This window comes from Nocardioides aequoreus (genome assembly GCF_000720335.1).
GTDB classification, from domain to species: Bacteria; Actinomycetota; Actinomycetes; order Propionibacteriales; family Nocardioidaceae; genus Marmoricola; species Marmoricola aequoreus.
In genome coordinates this window covers 455475-469778 of the sequence record NZ_JOJN01000004.1, presented here as the reverse complement: position 1 = coordinate 469778, position 14304 = coordinate 455475, and the positions used below count along the sequence as shown (strand labels likewise).

Sequence of the window (14304 nt, the reverse complement as noted above, 5' to 3'; positions counted from 1 at the left end):
GATGCTGGTGGTCGGGTTCTTGTACCGCACTCGGGATTTGCCGTTGGGGGCGTAGCCCCACATCCAGAGGCGTCCGGCCTTGTCGACGGTCATGGCCGGCGCGGAAGTTCCTGACAACTCAGTAGAGGAGGAAGTCGTCGACGTGAGAGGCACCGACATGAGTCCCCCTTGCACCGCCCTCGACGTCCCATCGGGGGAGTGCCAACGGCCGTGGTAAGCCGGCCCGGATGCCTCAACCTGGTATCCACCGAAGCGCATCCCTGTGACCGCGACCGGCGCGCCGTTCCTCCAGATGCTCAAATGGACATGGTTCGCTGTCCCGAAGTCCCCCGGGCATCCCTGAATCGCCGCCTCGCCCAGGTACGTGCCTGCCGGCATTACCTTGCCGTTCAACTGACTTTGCTGGTTCACGAGGTGCGTGTACTTCGAGACCCAACCATCCGCGTGCTCAATCGTCATCAAGCAGTTCTTTTCAAAGCGCACCCGGCCAGGTGCGACCGAGACGACACCTCGATCAATGGCTGCGCCCGGCCCAAAGTCGATCGAGTTGAACACTCCAGAACCAGTCCCGAAGTTGTCGTGAGGACCGTTGGCTTGCCATGTCTGACCTTGTTTGAAGGGCAGTTGCCAGGAGGGAGGTTCGGCGGCAGATGCCGGGGAAATCCCAGTAAGGATGAGCATCAGAACGCTGAACCAGAGGGCTAAGGAGCGAGGAATGCTGGCCACGAACTGATGCTGACGGCCAGCGACCACCAGCGAGAGCGGCACCGGCGAAATCTCACTGGGTGAGACTTGTTCCAATTCGACAGGTGGCTGGACTAGTCATCTCCGCCGCCGAAGTTCGATCACCTTTTGAGGCTCGCGGATAGCAAGCACCGGCTGCCCCGCAGGCGGCGATATGACGCGCCTCGGATGAGACGTGACCCGCAGCGTGACGCTACTGCGAGGCAGGATGTGTGGGTGCCGGATAGCTACGGGATCCCAGACCAGCTCTTTGGGCAGGTTCCTGGGCAGTTCTACGCAGTCGTCGGACGGGTGACCATGCTAGGCGCTTTGTTGGAGCAACGACTGCTCGAGCTTCTGTGGGCGGTCGACGACGGTCCACCGTCGCTGCACGCGGGCAAGCCTGTCAGTCAGTTGATGCGATTCATCGAAGAACGTCTCGCTTCCCAGCCGGATGATCTCTGTGCCGACGCGCGCGAGGTCCTTTCCAGCGTCAGCTTGGTCCTTGAGGATCGGAACGCGATCGTTCACAGCCTTTGGCCGGAGCCGACGCTCAAGATCGCCTTCAGCTGGCGCCCGCGGACTTTGAAGCGCCGCGCGACTGCGCAGGAGGGGATGCAGGGCGAGTTCGTGACGAGACAGGACTTGCGCGCGGTGATCAGCAAACTTGTGCTGGTGAACGAGCAGACAACCGCCTTGGCCCAGCGATTCCACTCCCGGCGTGCGACCTCGTCGTAGCGGTGGTGGTTCCTAGCGAGTCTTGTGTCGAGCGAACGGTTGAGGCTGCGCTTGGAGGCACTCGGGACGGCATGCGACGCGACTCGCTACCAGGACGTTCCGGCCGACGCGAAACACGCGGTGGTAAGGCGCCCCTTCGCCGCGCACGACCGAACCGCGACGGCGGCAGTTGCCCGATCAGCGCATCCCTGCTTGTATCTAAGTACATAATCGATCTAGATACATCGGAGGAGCCGTGGGGGACAAGACTGCATGGCCCGTCAGGGACCAGGAGTGGGTGGCGCGCTACCGGATGTCAATTGCCGACAAGCACGTTCCGGCGCATGCCCTCAAGGAGCGCGAGCATGAGTTGCTCAGCGCGGTGCGCGAAGCGGAGGTATCCGCAGCCGAGCTCTTCGGAGACGCCGATGTGCTGGCGAAAGAAGACGCTGCCGAACTTGCGACCGTGGAAGAGGAAGTGCGCGCATCCCTGGGCGGTGGCCTGCGGCCTGCGCTGCGGGAGGTGGGAAACACATTGATGGGGATCGGCATCGTCGCGGTGCTGCTCATGATCGTCCGTCACGGCTGGTCCCTCGACATCGACATCGCGTTGGTTCTGGTCGCGGGCAGCGTGCTGGTCGTCTTCATGGGTTGGGTCGTCAGTCGAGCTGTCTTCGCTGCCGGTCGTTCGGCCTCGGCGGTCGGAGTGCTGATGGCCTCCGGCGCGGCCGCACTCGCAGGCCTCGCCTCCGCAGCGAGCCTGGACTCCGACCATATCGTGGCGAGCGACGTGCCGACGCCACTCCTGGCTTTGGCGATGCTTGCTCCGGGCGTCGCTGCGCTCGTGGCCGCGAGTCGGATGACACAGCAAGCATCCCAAGAGGGCTGGGACGACGCCGAGTGGCTGCGTCGCTTCCGGGGAGGCCTGCGGGCTCACCTGATGCCGGCCACCACCGCCCGAGGTCATGTCGCCGAGATTGAACAGGCGCTAGTGACGGGAAAGACGTCGGCCTTCGCGGAGTTCGGCCACCCGCTGACCCTGGCACGTGAAGTGGCCGCGGCTGACAGCGCCGCGCGGAAACGACGCTGGTGGCTGTCTACCGTCGCCGGCACGGGCGCGCCGCTGGCCATCGGTTCACTGATCATCCTGAACCAGAGCTGGGGGGTCCTGACGATCCCGGTGGCCGTGGCCTTCCTTCTCGCTGGGGTCATCGCTCCAGTCCTTGGCTGGGACGACCGACCGTGGGTGAAGGGACCATGAGCATGGCCGCCTGGCAGCGAGCCTCGCTCCCAATGCTGATCCTGAGCGCGCTCGCGGTCGCGCCGCGACACGGGTACGGCATCTCGCAGGCCCTCGAGTCTGCGGGACTCCAGCCGATCAAGGGGGCGCAGCTCTACCCCCTGCTCGTACGACTTCAGGACGAGGGAAAGATCGTGGCTCAGTGGGAGCAGAGCGAGTCGGGCCCGGCGCGCAAGGTCTACGAACTCACGGCCGCGGGGCACAGGCAACGCGAGGAACTCTGCACGGAGTGGCAAACGTTCATGACTGCGGTGGAGACAGTGAGCCGCGTCGGCTGAAGCTGACCCCTCGGTGCGGACCTCCGATCACCCGAACCAGCCCATCGAGTATGCCAGTCGAGGAACCCCGCAGCGGTACTAGAACGCCGCTTCACGCTGCGCCTCGACCCGCGTCTCGAAATCGCCCGTCCGGAGTTCTAACGGGCCGAGGTCGGCGTCGCGGACGCTTGGAAATACTGCGCTCGTGGACGGCGAGGCCGGAACGCACTCGACGACGGAGCGCTGCTGAATTCTGGGCGCGAAGGACGCAGACGTTCACACTCCCGCGACGTAGGCGGTGAGGAAGTGGACGCCGTGACGGTCGAGGTTGCCGCGGGCACGGTCGTAGTGCTCCGTTGTGCGTGGGTCCGCGTGGCGGGCCAGGATCTGCGCGTCGCGGAGTGGCACTCCGGCGTCGAGAGCGTTGGTGATGGCGGCGTGGCGCAATGAATGCGGGCTGATGTGCCGGGGGATGCCGGCAACCTTCGCGATCCTGGCAACCATGCGGTACGCGTCACGGCGGTCGATCGGGTTGCCCGTGGTGGGTCGCAGGACGAGTGGTCCGGTGGTGCGCTCACCGCGGCATGCCTCGAGGGCGCGGAGGACCGGGACGGTGACCGGCATGGTGGCTGGCTTGTTTCCTTTGCCTACCAGGTGCAGGACGCGGTGGCCACGCAGTGTCTCGGCGTAGTCCTCGATGCGCACTGCGGCGGCCTCGGAGGCGCGCAGGGCGTTGATGCCCAGCAGGAACGCCAGCGCCCCGTGGTGGACTGTGATGGTCTGGGCGACTTGGAGGAAGCGGATCAGTTCGAGGCGGTCGAGTCCTTGGGTGCGGGACTCGTCGTGCTGGACCTTGGGAAGGCGCGCGTAGATCGCCGGGTCAGCCGCAATCAAGCCGTCGATGTGTGCGAACCGGAAGAACCCGCGGACCCCGTGCATCATCGTCACGATCGAGGAGTCCCTCAGGCCGCTGTCGCCGAGCTGGTGGATGTACAGCTCGACGTGCGCGCGTTGGATCCCGAGGAGGGGATCCAATCCGTTGTTCTCGCACCAGATGAACCAGCGCCGGAGCTGGTATGCGTACAGCGTGTGTGTGCGTCCCGAGTAGCGGGCTAAGTAGGAGACCGCAGCGAGTTGAGCAGTGGTCATCGTGGCGGGCTGGAACGGGAAGATGGTCGACTCGGACATGGAAGGGCTCCGTGCGGCGACTGGCTTGCCTCAGCCCGCCCGCCGCCAACGTGCCGAGCACCTGGGCCCAGCGACGCTAGTCCGATGGCGGACTCAACGCGTCGGCAGGCGGCGGTAAGACGCAGGTCGCTTGTCAGAGCACCGGCGTGGCACTCGTCGTCGGAAACGTGAAATCACACGACCGCTCCTGTCGGCGCTGCGATCTGCGCCGCATGCCATGCGCGACCCTGTCGGCCAGCGGGCACAGAGGTCTCGGCGGACTGGGCGACGGCTGCCACCGATGCAGTGACTGCAATGTCGGCCGCGCGCAGAGATGTCGTAACGATCTGCGGGTAGGCGACCGCTCTTCCCTCGCCGGTCACTCATCGAACTGATCCGAGCGTTGATGTGCAGATCATGAAATCGGCGATCGCGGCACCCTGCGTGGACCTGAGACCGGGCACCACCCTCTTTAGCGAGGGCGCTTTCCGGCCCCTCAAGAGTGCCGCCACAGATACTGGCCGACCCTAGACTCTCCACACTGGCTATCGGACCGAGCGAGGGTGAGGCAACCGTGGGAGTCATCCATGATTTCGTGCGCGAGTACGAGCGCCAGTTCGACTACTGGGAGGCATCGGCACGCGCAGCTCGGGACGTGCTTGAGGCGGAGCTCAGCAGTTCGGGCTTACGGGCCATCGTCACCAGCCGCGCCAAGTCGGTGGACCGACTCACTGAAAAACTAGTGCAGCGGAACCGCGAAAGGACGTATCGGTCCATCGCGCAAATCAGCAAAGACATCGTTGATCTCGCGGGGGTGCGCGTGGCCCTCTACTTTCCTGGACAGACAGATGAAGTGGAGCAGGTAATCCGTGACAGACTCGATGTCAAGCACTACAAACGCTTTCCATCACCGCCTCGGGTCGAGTCCACTGACCCAGACCGGTCATCGAAGCAGACACCAGCTAGCCGGGATCGACGAGGACGACAGCAGCGATTCTCGGGCTACGGAGCCCGCCACTTTCGCGTTCTCATCCCAGAATCTCGCCTGAGCACTGGGCAGGAGCGCTACGCGACCGCTCCCATTGAGGTTCAAGTGGCATCTGTCCTCATGCACGCCTGGTCAGAGGTTGAGCACGACCTGGTATATAAGCCGTTGGAAGGCAAGCTTTCGCCCTCCGAATACGCCATCCTCGACCAGCTCAATGGACTGGTATTGGCGGGCGAGATCGCGCTTGAGGAACTGCAACAAGCAGCAGATATGCGGGTCACGGTTGCGGAGACACCGTTTCGCGATCACTTTGAACTCGCTGAATTCCTTCGCTCGCGCCTGTCCGCGCTGGGTGATGAACTGACCGACGCAACTCTGGGACAGATCGACGTCCTGTTCGGATACCTCGCCGAGCAGGACTTTGCTACTGCCGCCGCAATCAAGCCGTACCTCGACTTGCTCGAACGGGACTTTGAGCGCCGACCTGTCGCCGCCCAGCTGGCAGATCTGATGTTGTCGGGCGACGAAGAGCGCTACCGTGCCTTCTTGCGCGCCGCATCGGCGTCGCGCCATCCGTCAATGAGGCTCCACGGGTCGAGCGCTGATGAGACCCCCAAGACCGCGTACACCCTCGCTCTAGGTGAGTTCGTGGCTGCATGGGTTCTCATCGAGGCATTGTTTGAGCAACTCTTCGAACCGGGTACGCGCCCACGATCGTTCCCCGCCGTCGCCAGGCAGGCACGTGAGCAGCAGCTGATTACACCGGAGCAGTACGCGGAGCTCGGCGTGATGCGCGACCTGCGTAACGGCGTTCTTCACGGGAAGACAGGGAGCGTCCCACCTCAGCGTCTCGTGGAGGGTGCAAAGTGGCTGCGTGCCCTGAGTGCGGAAGTCCGGCGCAAAGCTCACGGTCAATGAGCAGTGGTGGCGAGAGGGCTCGCCCGGTTGCATTCCTATGGGATTGATGCCCAACAGCGGCGGATAGAGGCATCGACCCGCACGCACTGCCCTGGAGACGAAGGTTGGGCGTTCAGCCCGTCCAAGGACCGTGTCGACGTCGGTCTCTGCTCGCGTCACACTCAGTCCATGAACGATCAAGAGTACGGAGAACTGCTTCAGGCGCTCAGGCGACGGACTCTGGCCAGCGGACGTTCGGACCTTGATGGACTGTTGATGAACTCGCGCGTGGCCGACGCCGAAGGAACACGGGCTGCAGTGTTGGGATATCTAACAGGGCTGCGTGATGAGATGTCACTTGGCGGGGAGTCCGTAGTACGCGAGTCGATGCGGCGCCTTCGCAGAATCCCCACAGAGGCAGGAAGTCCCATCGAAGGGATCGTCGTCGACATCAACGATGAGGACCGAGACGCGTTCGGTGTCGACGAGGTCGACCTCGTGGGAAGCCCGCAACTCGACCAAGCTGTGCGCCAGATCGACGACTTGATCCGACAGTTGCGCGAGGACGACGCGCCGTGAGTCTCACGCTTGAGGAAGTCATCGACAAGGTAAATGGAATATTCGCCACGTACGACTCAGCATCCACAGCTGGCGACCTAGTTGGCGATGACTGGAAGGCCGGAAAGGTCTATGAGGCGTGGATTCTCACGCTGGTGTTGGATCGCCTTGAGCAAATCGAGGGCTTCAAGATCGCCCTGATGGGTGGCACAAAGGTGCACCTCAAGTCCTCGCCCGGTCCAATCAACACTGGGTACCCGCACTTCACCCTGTCCCGACCCGGAGGGCCGAACCTCGAGGTGTGGACGGACGTCGAGTTCGCGACTCTGAGTTTCTCGACGTCCGGGAAGTCGGGCAAGCCGGGACAGGCTCATCGCCACGAGTTGGACATAGTGATTGTGAAGGACGGAGTCGCTGGATACCCGGGCCACGACGACGTAGTCCTCGGGGTCGAGTGCAAGAACACGGGTTTCCAGAAGAGCATGGCTCGGGCAGTCCTTGGCGTCCGCAGGGAGCTCAGCTTGCTACGTGCCCCTGCGGCAACGCCCTTCAAGTCGTGGCCTACGACAGCCGTGCCCGCCGAACCGCCATCCGTGCTCTTGGTGTACTCAACGGACGCAAGTGTGGATGGCTACAACGAAGCCGGGTGTGTGTTCGGAGTTGAATTCCACTACGAGCCGCTGCCTTGAGCTGTGTCTGGGCTTTGGGATGGCTGCCATATCGGCGTGGCGACGTTGACACAACTAGCCAGGCGGATCTCGTCAGCGGGCGGAGCGACCAGGCCGGCTAGCGGCTGTTATGACGCGGATGCCGATAGGCGTACTACTACCGAATCAGCGCGAGGTATCTCGACGGACTTGATGCTCTGCTCCCATACCTCGTCATCCGCGACTGCGGGCGAGTTAAAAGCAACGAGCGACGCGCTCGGCTGATTGCGACGTAAAACGTCCGCAGCTCGGCCGTCAGGTCCTCTTCCGACGTCGCCCGGAAATCCGGGAGCTGACCATCGTTGAGTCCGACAACCGCTACCGCAAGAAACTCCCGCCCCTGGGCCTTGTGAATCGTGAGGAGTCGCACCCCAGGAGCCAAGTCATCACCTCGCTGCTGCTTGGCGCAGAACAGCTTGAAGTTGCCCCATGTGACCGCGGCGCGGTCGGTCTCCGCGTCAAAGCGTGACCACGCTTCTGCGAGGAGACTCAGATCAGACTCCCATGCGGAGAGCTCCTCAGGTGGGACGGACTCAGGGAGGTCCACCGCGGTAAGTGCGGCCGTGAAGTCGCTTACCCTTTCAACTCCGGCCACTTCAGCCAGGGCAGCCGCTGACGGATCCGTGTGAGCACGTAGCACTTCTTGCAGCTGGCCGATCGTGGACACATCGTCCTCAGGCACATCCAGTAGACGACTAAGTTGCCAATGCGTTGACTTGTGATCCTCGGACGTCCGAAGGGCGACGACCTCCATCGCGATACGTCCGGAGGCGCTGGCAAGCCACTCGCCCGACGTGCTTGCTGATACGAGTTCGACTCCTCGCTGCCCAAGTGCTGCGTTGACGGACCGGAGCGCACTGCCGGCCCGAGCAAGAATCGCGATCTGCTCGGGTTCAACCGTGGCGCCCTCGTCTGGAGCGAGGATGTCTGGATCGAGCCCGTCGGCCAGCAGTCCTTCCACCCATCCCGCAACCAACTCGGCTTCTGTCGCCTCGTCCGGCGCTTCCCTAACCGCGACCTCACCCTGCGCCGCAAACTCGCCGACTGGGTTCACGTGGCCCAGTTGAGCTGCTATCGCCTCCGCGGCCCTGGCGATAGCCGTCGCGGAACGAAAATTGGCCGTTAGGTCGAAGCGGATGGCGTTGAACTCCTCCGCAAATCGGAGCATGTGTTTCGGGTCGGCGCCGGCGAAGCTCACGATTGACTGCTTGTCGTCGCCCACGAACATGGTCGGAGTGTTCAGTTGGCCGTTCGTTCCAGATGACGCTAGGGCCACCAAGAGGTCATACTGCGCTGCCGTCAGGTTCTGAGCCTCATCCACGATCACCTGCTCATAGACGCGGCTCACCTGGCGCTTCACCGACTTGACTGCCAGGAGTGTGGTGGCTGCCGAAAGCAAGCCCGGATAGTCGAGCGCGCCGGCGTTTTCGAGAGCCTGTTCCCACTCCTCCAGAAACTCACATCGTGTGCCAGTGGATCGCGCTAAGTCCAGTCGACGAAGTGTCTCGAAAGTGTCGTCAGGAGGCTCAATCCCGTTGTCGTCGAGCCAACGGTCGAGGAGTTCGGCTCGATCCTCGTCACGAACCAACAGCTCGGGCTCGGCCGGCAGGCCAATGTGCGTCCCGTGTTGACGGAGCAGAGCGTGCGCGAAGCCGTGAACCGTTTCGGTCTCGACCCGCCGAGACGCATTCCCGAGACGAGCTCGAAACCGCTCTCGGAGTTCGGCAGCCGCCTTGACGGTGTACGTCACGGCCAGAATGCGTCCGAGCGAGTCAACCCGCTCCTCGAGCAGTCGCTCGACTCGCCTCGCTACGACCTCGGTCTTCCCGCTCCCAGCACTTGCCACGACAACGACCGCTATATCGTCACTAGCGATGGCCGCTGCCTGCTCCGGACTAGGAACCAGGTCCCTGGCGATCGGATTAGTCATCTCACAACACCGGACCTAGCCGACCAATGAGAGTCTGCAGCGACTCAGGCCAATCGGTCACAGCCGGGTACTCCTCGATCAGCCTGCTGGCGAACGCGGCCCCACCGTTGCCTTTGAGCCCCTTCATCGCGCCGAGGACCGAATCGCCTTCGGCCACCGTGACTCCGATGTCCGCGCACGCCCTGCGACAGAGTTCGACGTCAAATGCAGTCAACATGTGCTCGAACGCGCCCTCAGCGGGGCCGCCCGAGTCATCAACACCCATCGCCCAAACGACCTTGCTCATGTCCCCCGAACCGTGATCATTGATCAAGCCTTCTACGGCTCGCTGGCCAGCGCCGTCTGAGTCAGCGAACAGGAACCAAGGCATGTCGACCATGTTCGCAAACTTCGCGGCGGCATGAGCCAGGGTGCCGTTCATGCTTTCGGGGTCGATCACGCAGATGCCGTGCGCCTTCTCCTGCAGAGCGTGTCTAAGAACCACGGGTAAGAACGCTCGTTCACTCGCTCCGTCGCCGATCACCAGTGCATTCGCGAACAGCAGCTCGCCGAAAGGACGTTCCACCAAGCGCCGGAGTTTCTCCATCTCGGCTTGATGCGCGCTCGGCCTGAAAGATCGGTGCGTCGCCGCTAGATCAGACTCTGCTGGACCGAGGTCCACCACCCGCAGCTCTGGCCGCCCGCCCGGCAGTATCCGGATGCAGCGAGGATCGACTGCCGTCACCAACTGCGGCGAGTGAGTACTAACAACCTTCTGACCTTGGAGATTGCTGAGTAGGACGGCCAACTCCAGACTTGCCTGCGGGTGAAGGTGAGCTTCTGGCTCCTCTATTAGCGTCAGTGGGTGGGGCCTGATCAGAGGACCGTCTGTCCCAAGTCGCCGTTCGTATAGGACGCCTTGAACCTGCAGGGAGGCGAGGCTCCGGGAGCCCGCTCCGTGCAGCCGAATCGGCATCGCTCCGTTTCCACTGTTGAGGTCGATAGATATCGACCGGGCGAGCTCTTCAAGTCGGATTGGCAGTGGATTGAGGTCGGGCGCACCCATGCTGCCGATTAGACGGTTCAGTTGGCGGAGCGAATCGGCGATCGATGCCAGCGTCTGACTACCAGTCACGATGTCCTGGCCCAGTGCCGTCAGTTGTGATTCGAGCGACTCGCGATCGACCTCATTGACCTCGAGATCACTTAGGACCTTCCGAACGCTTGAACCGCGCCGACCAAGCTCTTCCATCAAGTCGCGACCAGTGCTCACGAGATCTACCGCGAACGACTGACGATGGTCCCGAGTTAGCGGGAACGGGTTTCCCAGTTCAATCCACACGCCGGTGCCTGCATTGAAGGTCAGGAACACCGCTTCCGACCTGGCCCCGGCACCCTCGGAAGACCGGCGAACATTGGTTCGCCAAGCGATGCGTTCGCGGAAGGGCTCCTCCCTGGTCGTCTGGCTCACGCCTGCGAACCGTCGACCCACAGAATCGTCGAACGCGTCGTCGTGGGCGTCCGAAGTCGGTGGGCATGGGGCCACGACAACGTCGATCTCCGGTTCGGACGTGTCACCGACGGTGAAGTCGTCTACATCCGCTGGCCGGCCTCCGAAGGCGATCTGCAACGCACTGAGGATGCGTGACTTGCCGACGTTGTTGCGCCCAACCAGCAGCGTCAGGTCTGGCTCCAACTCCACCGTGCATTCAGTAATGCCTCGGAAGTTTCGGATGGTCACTTGCTCGACGTACACGGACGCAAACTCGCTCGATCGAGCGACTGTCACTTGCGTCATGGGTCGAACCTACAGATCTGGAACTCGACTTTTCCGCTGACACGACGAGCCGTGTGGTGGCGTCGGCCCCCGAGGAAGACTCGTCAGGCCTCGGCATCGTCCACAACAAGGCTCCATGGGAACGTCCGGGCCGCCAAATAGGGAGCTGCTTATGACGTCTGGTCCGAATCCAGTTGGATTGGGCGGGTACGCGTTCATGTGCACAAGCGCTCGGTCAGTTGGAGCAGATCGGCCCGTGGCGATTACGGACCGGACCTTTGGGTGAAGTCAACGATACGACGGCTCGAGGCTTGCGTCCTGGGCGCCGTCCAGCAGGTTCAGGCACGCCCTTTCTGGGCGGAGTGCTACTGCGACGACCGGTGCTGCCGCGCGATGCTGGCGGGACGACGAGCGGCAGGGATCCGGGCAGGACCGTCGTGCGGTCCCGGTCCGACGCGCTCCGGGAGTGCCTAGCCTGACCTCGTGGCAGGTGGTGATCGCGGAAGAGGGCGCACGGCGGCGCTCGTCGCGCGATACGAGTGGCTGACTGACTCCGTCGTGCAGGCGGCGGGATGTGTGGCGGTGGTCGCCGGTGGCGACGTCCCCGCGGTGTGTACGGCGTTCGGCATCGATCCGGACGACCCGGTCTACGTCGGCGATGAGCTCCCCGATGAGGACGTCCGGCTGGCGTCCGTGGAACCCGTGACGGGCGGCGTCGTGGTCGTCGAGGACATCGGGCTCGAAGGCTCCCGCCGTGAAGTGCTGGAGGTGGCCTCGCGTGGTGGCAAGGCTGCGAGCGTCTACTGGGACGTCGACGGGATGGTGGTGCTGACGCTGGCAAGCCGGGGAAAGGTCGCGTTCGCCGGCGAGATCGACTCGCTGGAGGACGCAGCCGAGCTTGAAGGGCTGCCCCGTAGCCTCACCCGCTTCGTCGATCTGGCGATCGAGGACGACGCGGACCCGGTCGCATTGGGCGCGGCCATGGTGTCGTCCTTCACCCGGGTCGAGTTCGGCCCGGAGTCCGTCACCGAGCAGTGGCGCGGGGTCCGTCCGGTGGTGGACGCCGTCGAGCTGGTGACGCCGGAGAGCTCGGGACTCCACCGGGAGGAGCCGGAGCTCCTGGCGGCACTGCTCGCCGTGCCACCGGAGCAACGCTGGGACCTGACGTCGCTGCTCACGCGACACGCAGCGGCGCGGGCGAGCCTGGCGGAGGACCCCGTGGTCGCCCAGGCGTTGCGGTCGGTCGGGCGTCCAGCGGCCGCAGAGGTGAGGCAGCTCGAGCAGATGGAGAGCCGTGCCTCGCAGGTGATGGATCGTGCGTGGCGGCGGCAGATGGAGGAGGACCTCGACGAGGTCGACGTCGAGGACACCTCATCCGCTGCGCGTGCCTACTGGCTGGCGAAGGTGCTTCGTCACGCGTGCAGCCACGACGAGATCTCGGCGATGCTCGGCGTCGCCGAGGCGTCGCAGACCGTGCACATGCTGGAGGACCTCGGCGACGAGTACGTCGAGGTCCTCCTCGAGGCGTGCCGCGCCGAGCCCGCGCGGCGAGCGGACGTCCTGGGGCAGCTGGGAGAGCCGCCGAGCGCCCTCGATCGCGAACGCGCTGCGGCGGACAGGCAACAGCGGGGCCAGGACGAGCGCGCCGAGCGATCTGCGCACTGGGAGATGCTCGAGTGGAACGGTGTCCGACCTACCGACCGGATGCGTGAGGCCGGCATCGGGGCCCACAGCCTCGCCCGTGTCGATCCGAACCTGCTGGTCGAGCTGGATGCGATGCCCGATGAAGCCCTGCGCGAGCTGGCACGGTGGGCAGCCGAGCAGCTGCTGCACCTGACCGGGTTGCTCGACCGCCCATGGCTCGCGGAGCACCGTGCGTCCCTCGGCCAGCTGGACCTGGACGACGAGGAGCGCGGCCAGCTCTTGGACGGCCTCTCTGCTGCCATGGACGACGACCACGGCGTGCCCTGGTCGACGTACGTCGACGAGGAGGGACACCACGTCTCGCAGCAGCACTTCGCACTGCCTGTGGTGGTGGAGTGCAGCGCGAGGCATCCGCTCTCCGCCGCAGCACACTCGCTCTCGACCGCGCGCGAGGCTCTCGGTCCGGCAGCGTGGGTGCCGTTCGCCGATCTGGCGCGGCGCCGCATGCACGGCGGCGGTCGCTGAACCTGGAGCAGCCGCGCCTGTCGTTCGCCCAACGACGACTTGCCTAAGGGTATTAGGCAACGTACCGTCGTTCGCGTGGAGGCGATGACGGAGAAGGAGATCCGGGGCTGCTTCGTCAACGGCAGCCGCGGCGAGGTGACGCGGATGAGCCTGCCCGACCTCGCGTCGGTGCGGTGGGACGAGTCGGACCTGGTCGGCTGGGTCGACCCGCGCTCGCCGCAGCAGGCCTACCTCGTCGCACCCGACCCGGCACGGCCGGTCGGCGTGATCCTGCGGCGCAACCACGGCGGCGCCGGTCCGGCGCGGATGTGCTCGCTGTGCTGCACCACCCACCCGGGCACGGGCGTCTCGCTGATGGTCGCGCGCCGCGCCGGTCGCGCCGGGCGCGACGGCAACACCGTCGGCCTCGACATCTGCAGCGACCTGGGCTGCTCCGGCTACGCGCGCGGCTGGCTCGCGCCGCCGACGATCAGCGTGGTGCGCGAGACCACGTCGTCCGAGCAGCGGGTGGAGCGTCTGCGACGCAACCTGGCGACCTTCCTGGGGCGGGTACGACGGTGAGCCGCGCCGGGCTCTCGCCCGAGGTCGTCACGACCGTGGCGGCCGACCTCGCCGACGAGGTCGGCTTCGCGCAGGTGACGCTCTCGGCGATCGCCCGCCGCGTAGGGGTGCGGCTGCCGAGCCTCTACTCCCACGTCGCGGGCTCCGAGGACCTGCGGGTGCGGGTCACCCTGCTCGCGCTGGAGGAGCTGACCACCGCGGGGGAGCAGGCGCTGGCCGGACGCAGCGGTCGTGAGGCCCTGCGCGCCTTCGCCGACCTGCACCGCACCTACGCCGCGCAGCACCCCGGCCGCTACGAGGCCGCGGGGTCGCTGCGGGTGCCCGCCTCCCCGGAGGCCGCGCGCCTCGCGGAGCGGATGGGCGGGCTCACCGACGCGGTGCTGGACGGCTACGCGGTGCCCCCGGAGGAGCGCGTGCACGCCGTGCGCGTGGTCGGCAGCCTGCTGCGGGGCTTCATCCAGCTCGAGGCGGGCGGCGCCTTCGAGCACAGCCGCCCGTCGGGCGAGGAGTCGTGGCACCGCGCCCTCGACGCGCTCGACGCCCTGCTCGGCTCCTGGCCCGGGTAGCCGCCGGT

13 protein-coding genes are annotated in these 14304 nt (G+C 65.1%); 9 read left to right on the top strand and 4 right to left on the bottom strand.

Annotated features, from left to right (window positions below):
- The coding region (locus IG63_RS22155; RefSeq protein WP_157210114.1) for a M23 family metallopeptidase at positions 1 to 768 on the bottom strand (768 nt) is incomplete at its 3' end.
- 192 nt (positions 769 to 960) lie between these two features.
- On the opposite strand from IG63_RS22155, the gene IG63_RS0111160 reads away from it, so the two are divergent.
- The 3 genes from IG63_RS0111160 (at position 961) to IG63_RS0111150 (ending at position 3018) form a co-directional block, all read left to right on the top strand.
- Positions 961 to 1461: a hypothetical protein gene (locus IG63_RS0111160; protein ID WP_030484450.1), complete on the top strand. Its 501-nt coding sequence runs from the start codon at positions 961 to 963 to the stop codon at positions 1459 to 1461.
- Between the two features lie 277 nt (positions 1462 to 1738).
- Entirely contained in the window at positions 1739 to 2701 is a 963-nt protein-coding gene (locus IG63_RS0111155; RefSeq protein WP_211249282.1) for a hypothetical protein, read from the top strand.
- 32 nt (positions 2702 to 2733) lie between these two features.
- Entirely contained in the window at positions 2734 to 3018 is a 285-nt protein-coding gene (locus IG63_RS0111150) for a PadR family transcriptional regulator (protein WP_084596998.1), read from the top strand.
- Between the two features lie 255 nt (positions 3019 to 3273).
- Here IG63_RS0111150 and IG63_RS0111145 read toward each other — a convergent pair whose 3' ends face one another.
- On the bottom strand, positions 3274 to 4185 hold the full coding sequence (locus IG63_RS0111145; RefSeq protein ID WP_051706581.1) for a tyrosine-type recombinase/integrase: 912 nt from the start codon (positions 4183 to 4185) through the stop codon (positions 3274 to 3276).
- Positions 4186 to 4759: 574 nt separating this feature from the next.
- Between IG63_RS0111145 and IG63_RS22150 the strand changes: the two genes are divergently transcribed.
- From IG63_RS22150 to IG63_RS0111130, 3 genes are all read left to right on the top strand, one after another.
- Positions 4760 to 6070, top strand: coding sequence for a GTP pyrophosphokinase (locus tag IG63_RS22150; protein ID WP_169741781.1), 1311 nt, complete (start codon positions 4760 to 4762; stop codon positions 6068 to 6070).
- A 168-nt stretch (positions 6071 to 6238) separates the two neighbouring features.
- A complete protein-coding gene (locus IG63_RS22650) occupies positions 6239 to 6628 on the top strand; it encodes a hypothetical protein (RefSeq protein ID WP_157210113.1) in 390 nt (129 codons plus the stop codon).
- Positions 6625 to 7296, top strand: a complete 672-nt coding sequence (locus tag IG63_RS0111130) for a hypothetical protein (RefSeq protein WP_030484444.1) — start codon at positions 6625 to 6627, stop codon at positions 7294 to 7296. Before IG63_RS22650 ends, IG63_RS0111130 begins: the two co-directional genes overlap by 4 nt.
- A gap of 136 nt (positions 7297 to 7432) precedes the next feature.
- Here the strand turns inward: IG63_RS0111130 and IG63_RS0111125 are convergent, their stop codons facing one another.
- Positions 7433 to 9244: an ATP-dependent helicase gene (locus IG63_RS0111125; RefSeq protein ID WP_030484443.1), complete on the bottom strand. Its 1812-nt coding sequence runs from the start codon at positions 9242 to 9244 to the stop codon at positions 7433 to 7435.
- A 1-nt stretch (position 9245) separates the two neighbouring features.
- Positions 9246 to 11021, bottom strand: coding sequence for an AAA family ATPase (locus tag IG63_RS22145; protein ID WP_084596954.1), 1776 nt, complete (start codon positions 11019 to 11021; stop codon positions 9246 to 9248).
- A 462-nt stretch (positions 11022 to 11483) separates the two neighbouring features.
- Between IG63_RS22145 and IG63_RS0111115 the strand changes: the two genes are divergently transcribed.
- The 3 genes from IG63_RS0111115 (at position 11484) to IG63_RS0111105 (ending at position 14296) form a co-directional block, all read left to right on the top strand.
- Positions 11484 to 13169 carry a hypothetical protein gene (locus IG63_RS0111115; RefSeq protein ID WP_157210112.1) on the top strand — a complete coding sequence of 562 codons (1686 nt, stop codon included), beginning with the start codon at positions 11484 to 11486 and terminating at the stop codon, positions 13167 to 13169.
- 84 nt (positions 13170 to 13253) lie between these two features.
- Positions 13254 to 13730, top strand: a complete 477-nt coding sequence (locus IG63_RS0111110) for an FBP domain-containing protein (RefSeq protein ID WP_245604405.1) — start codon at positions 13254 to 13256, stop codon at positions 13728 to 13730.
- Positions 13727 to 14296, top strand: coding sequence for a TetR/AcrR family transcriptional regulator (locus IG63_RS0111105; protein ID WP_030484439.1), 570 nt, complete (start codon positions 13727 to 13729; stop codon positions 14294 to 14296). The genes IG63_RS0111110 and IG63_RS0111105 overlap by 4 nt, the downstream gene beginning before the upstream one ends.
- Positions 14297 to 14304 lie beyond the last annotated feature (8 nt).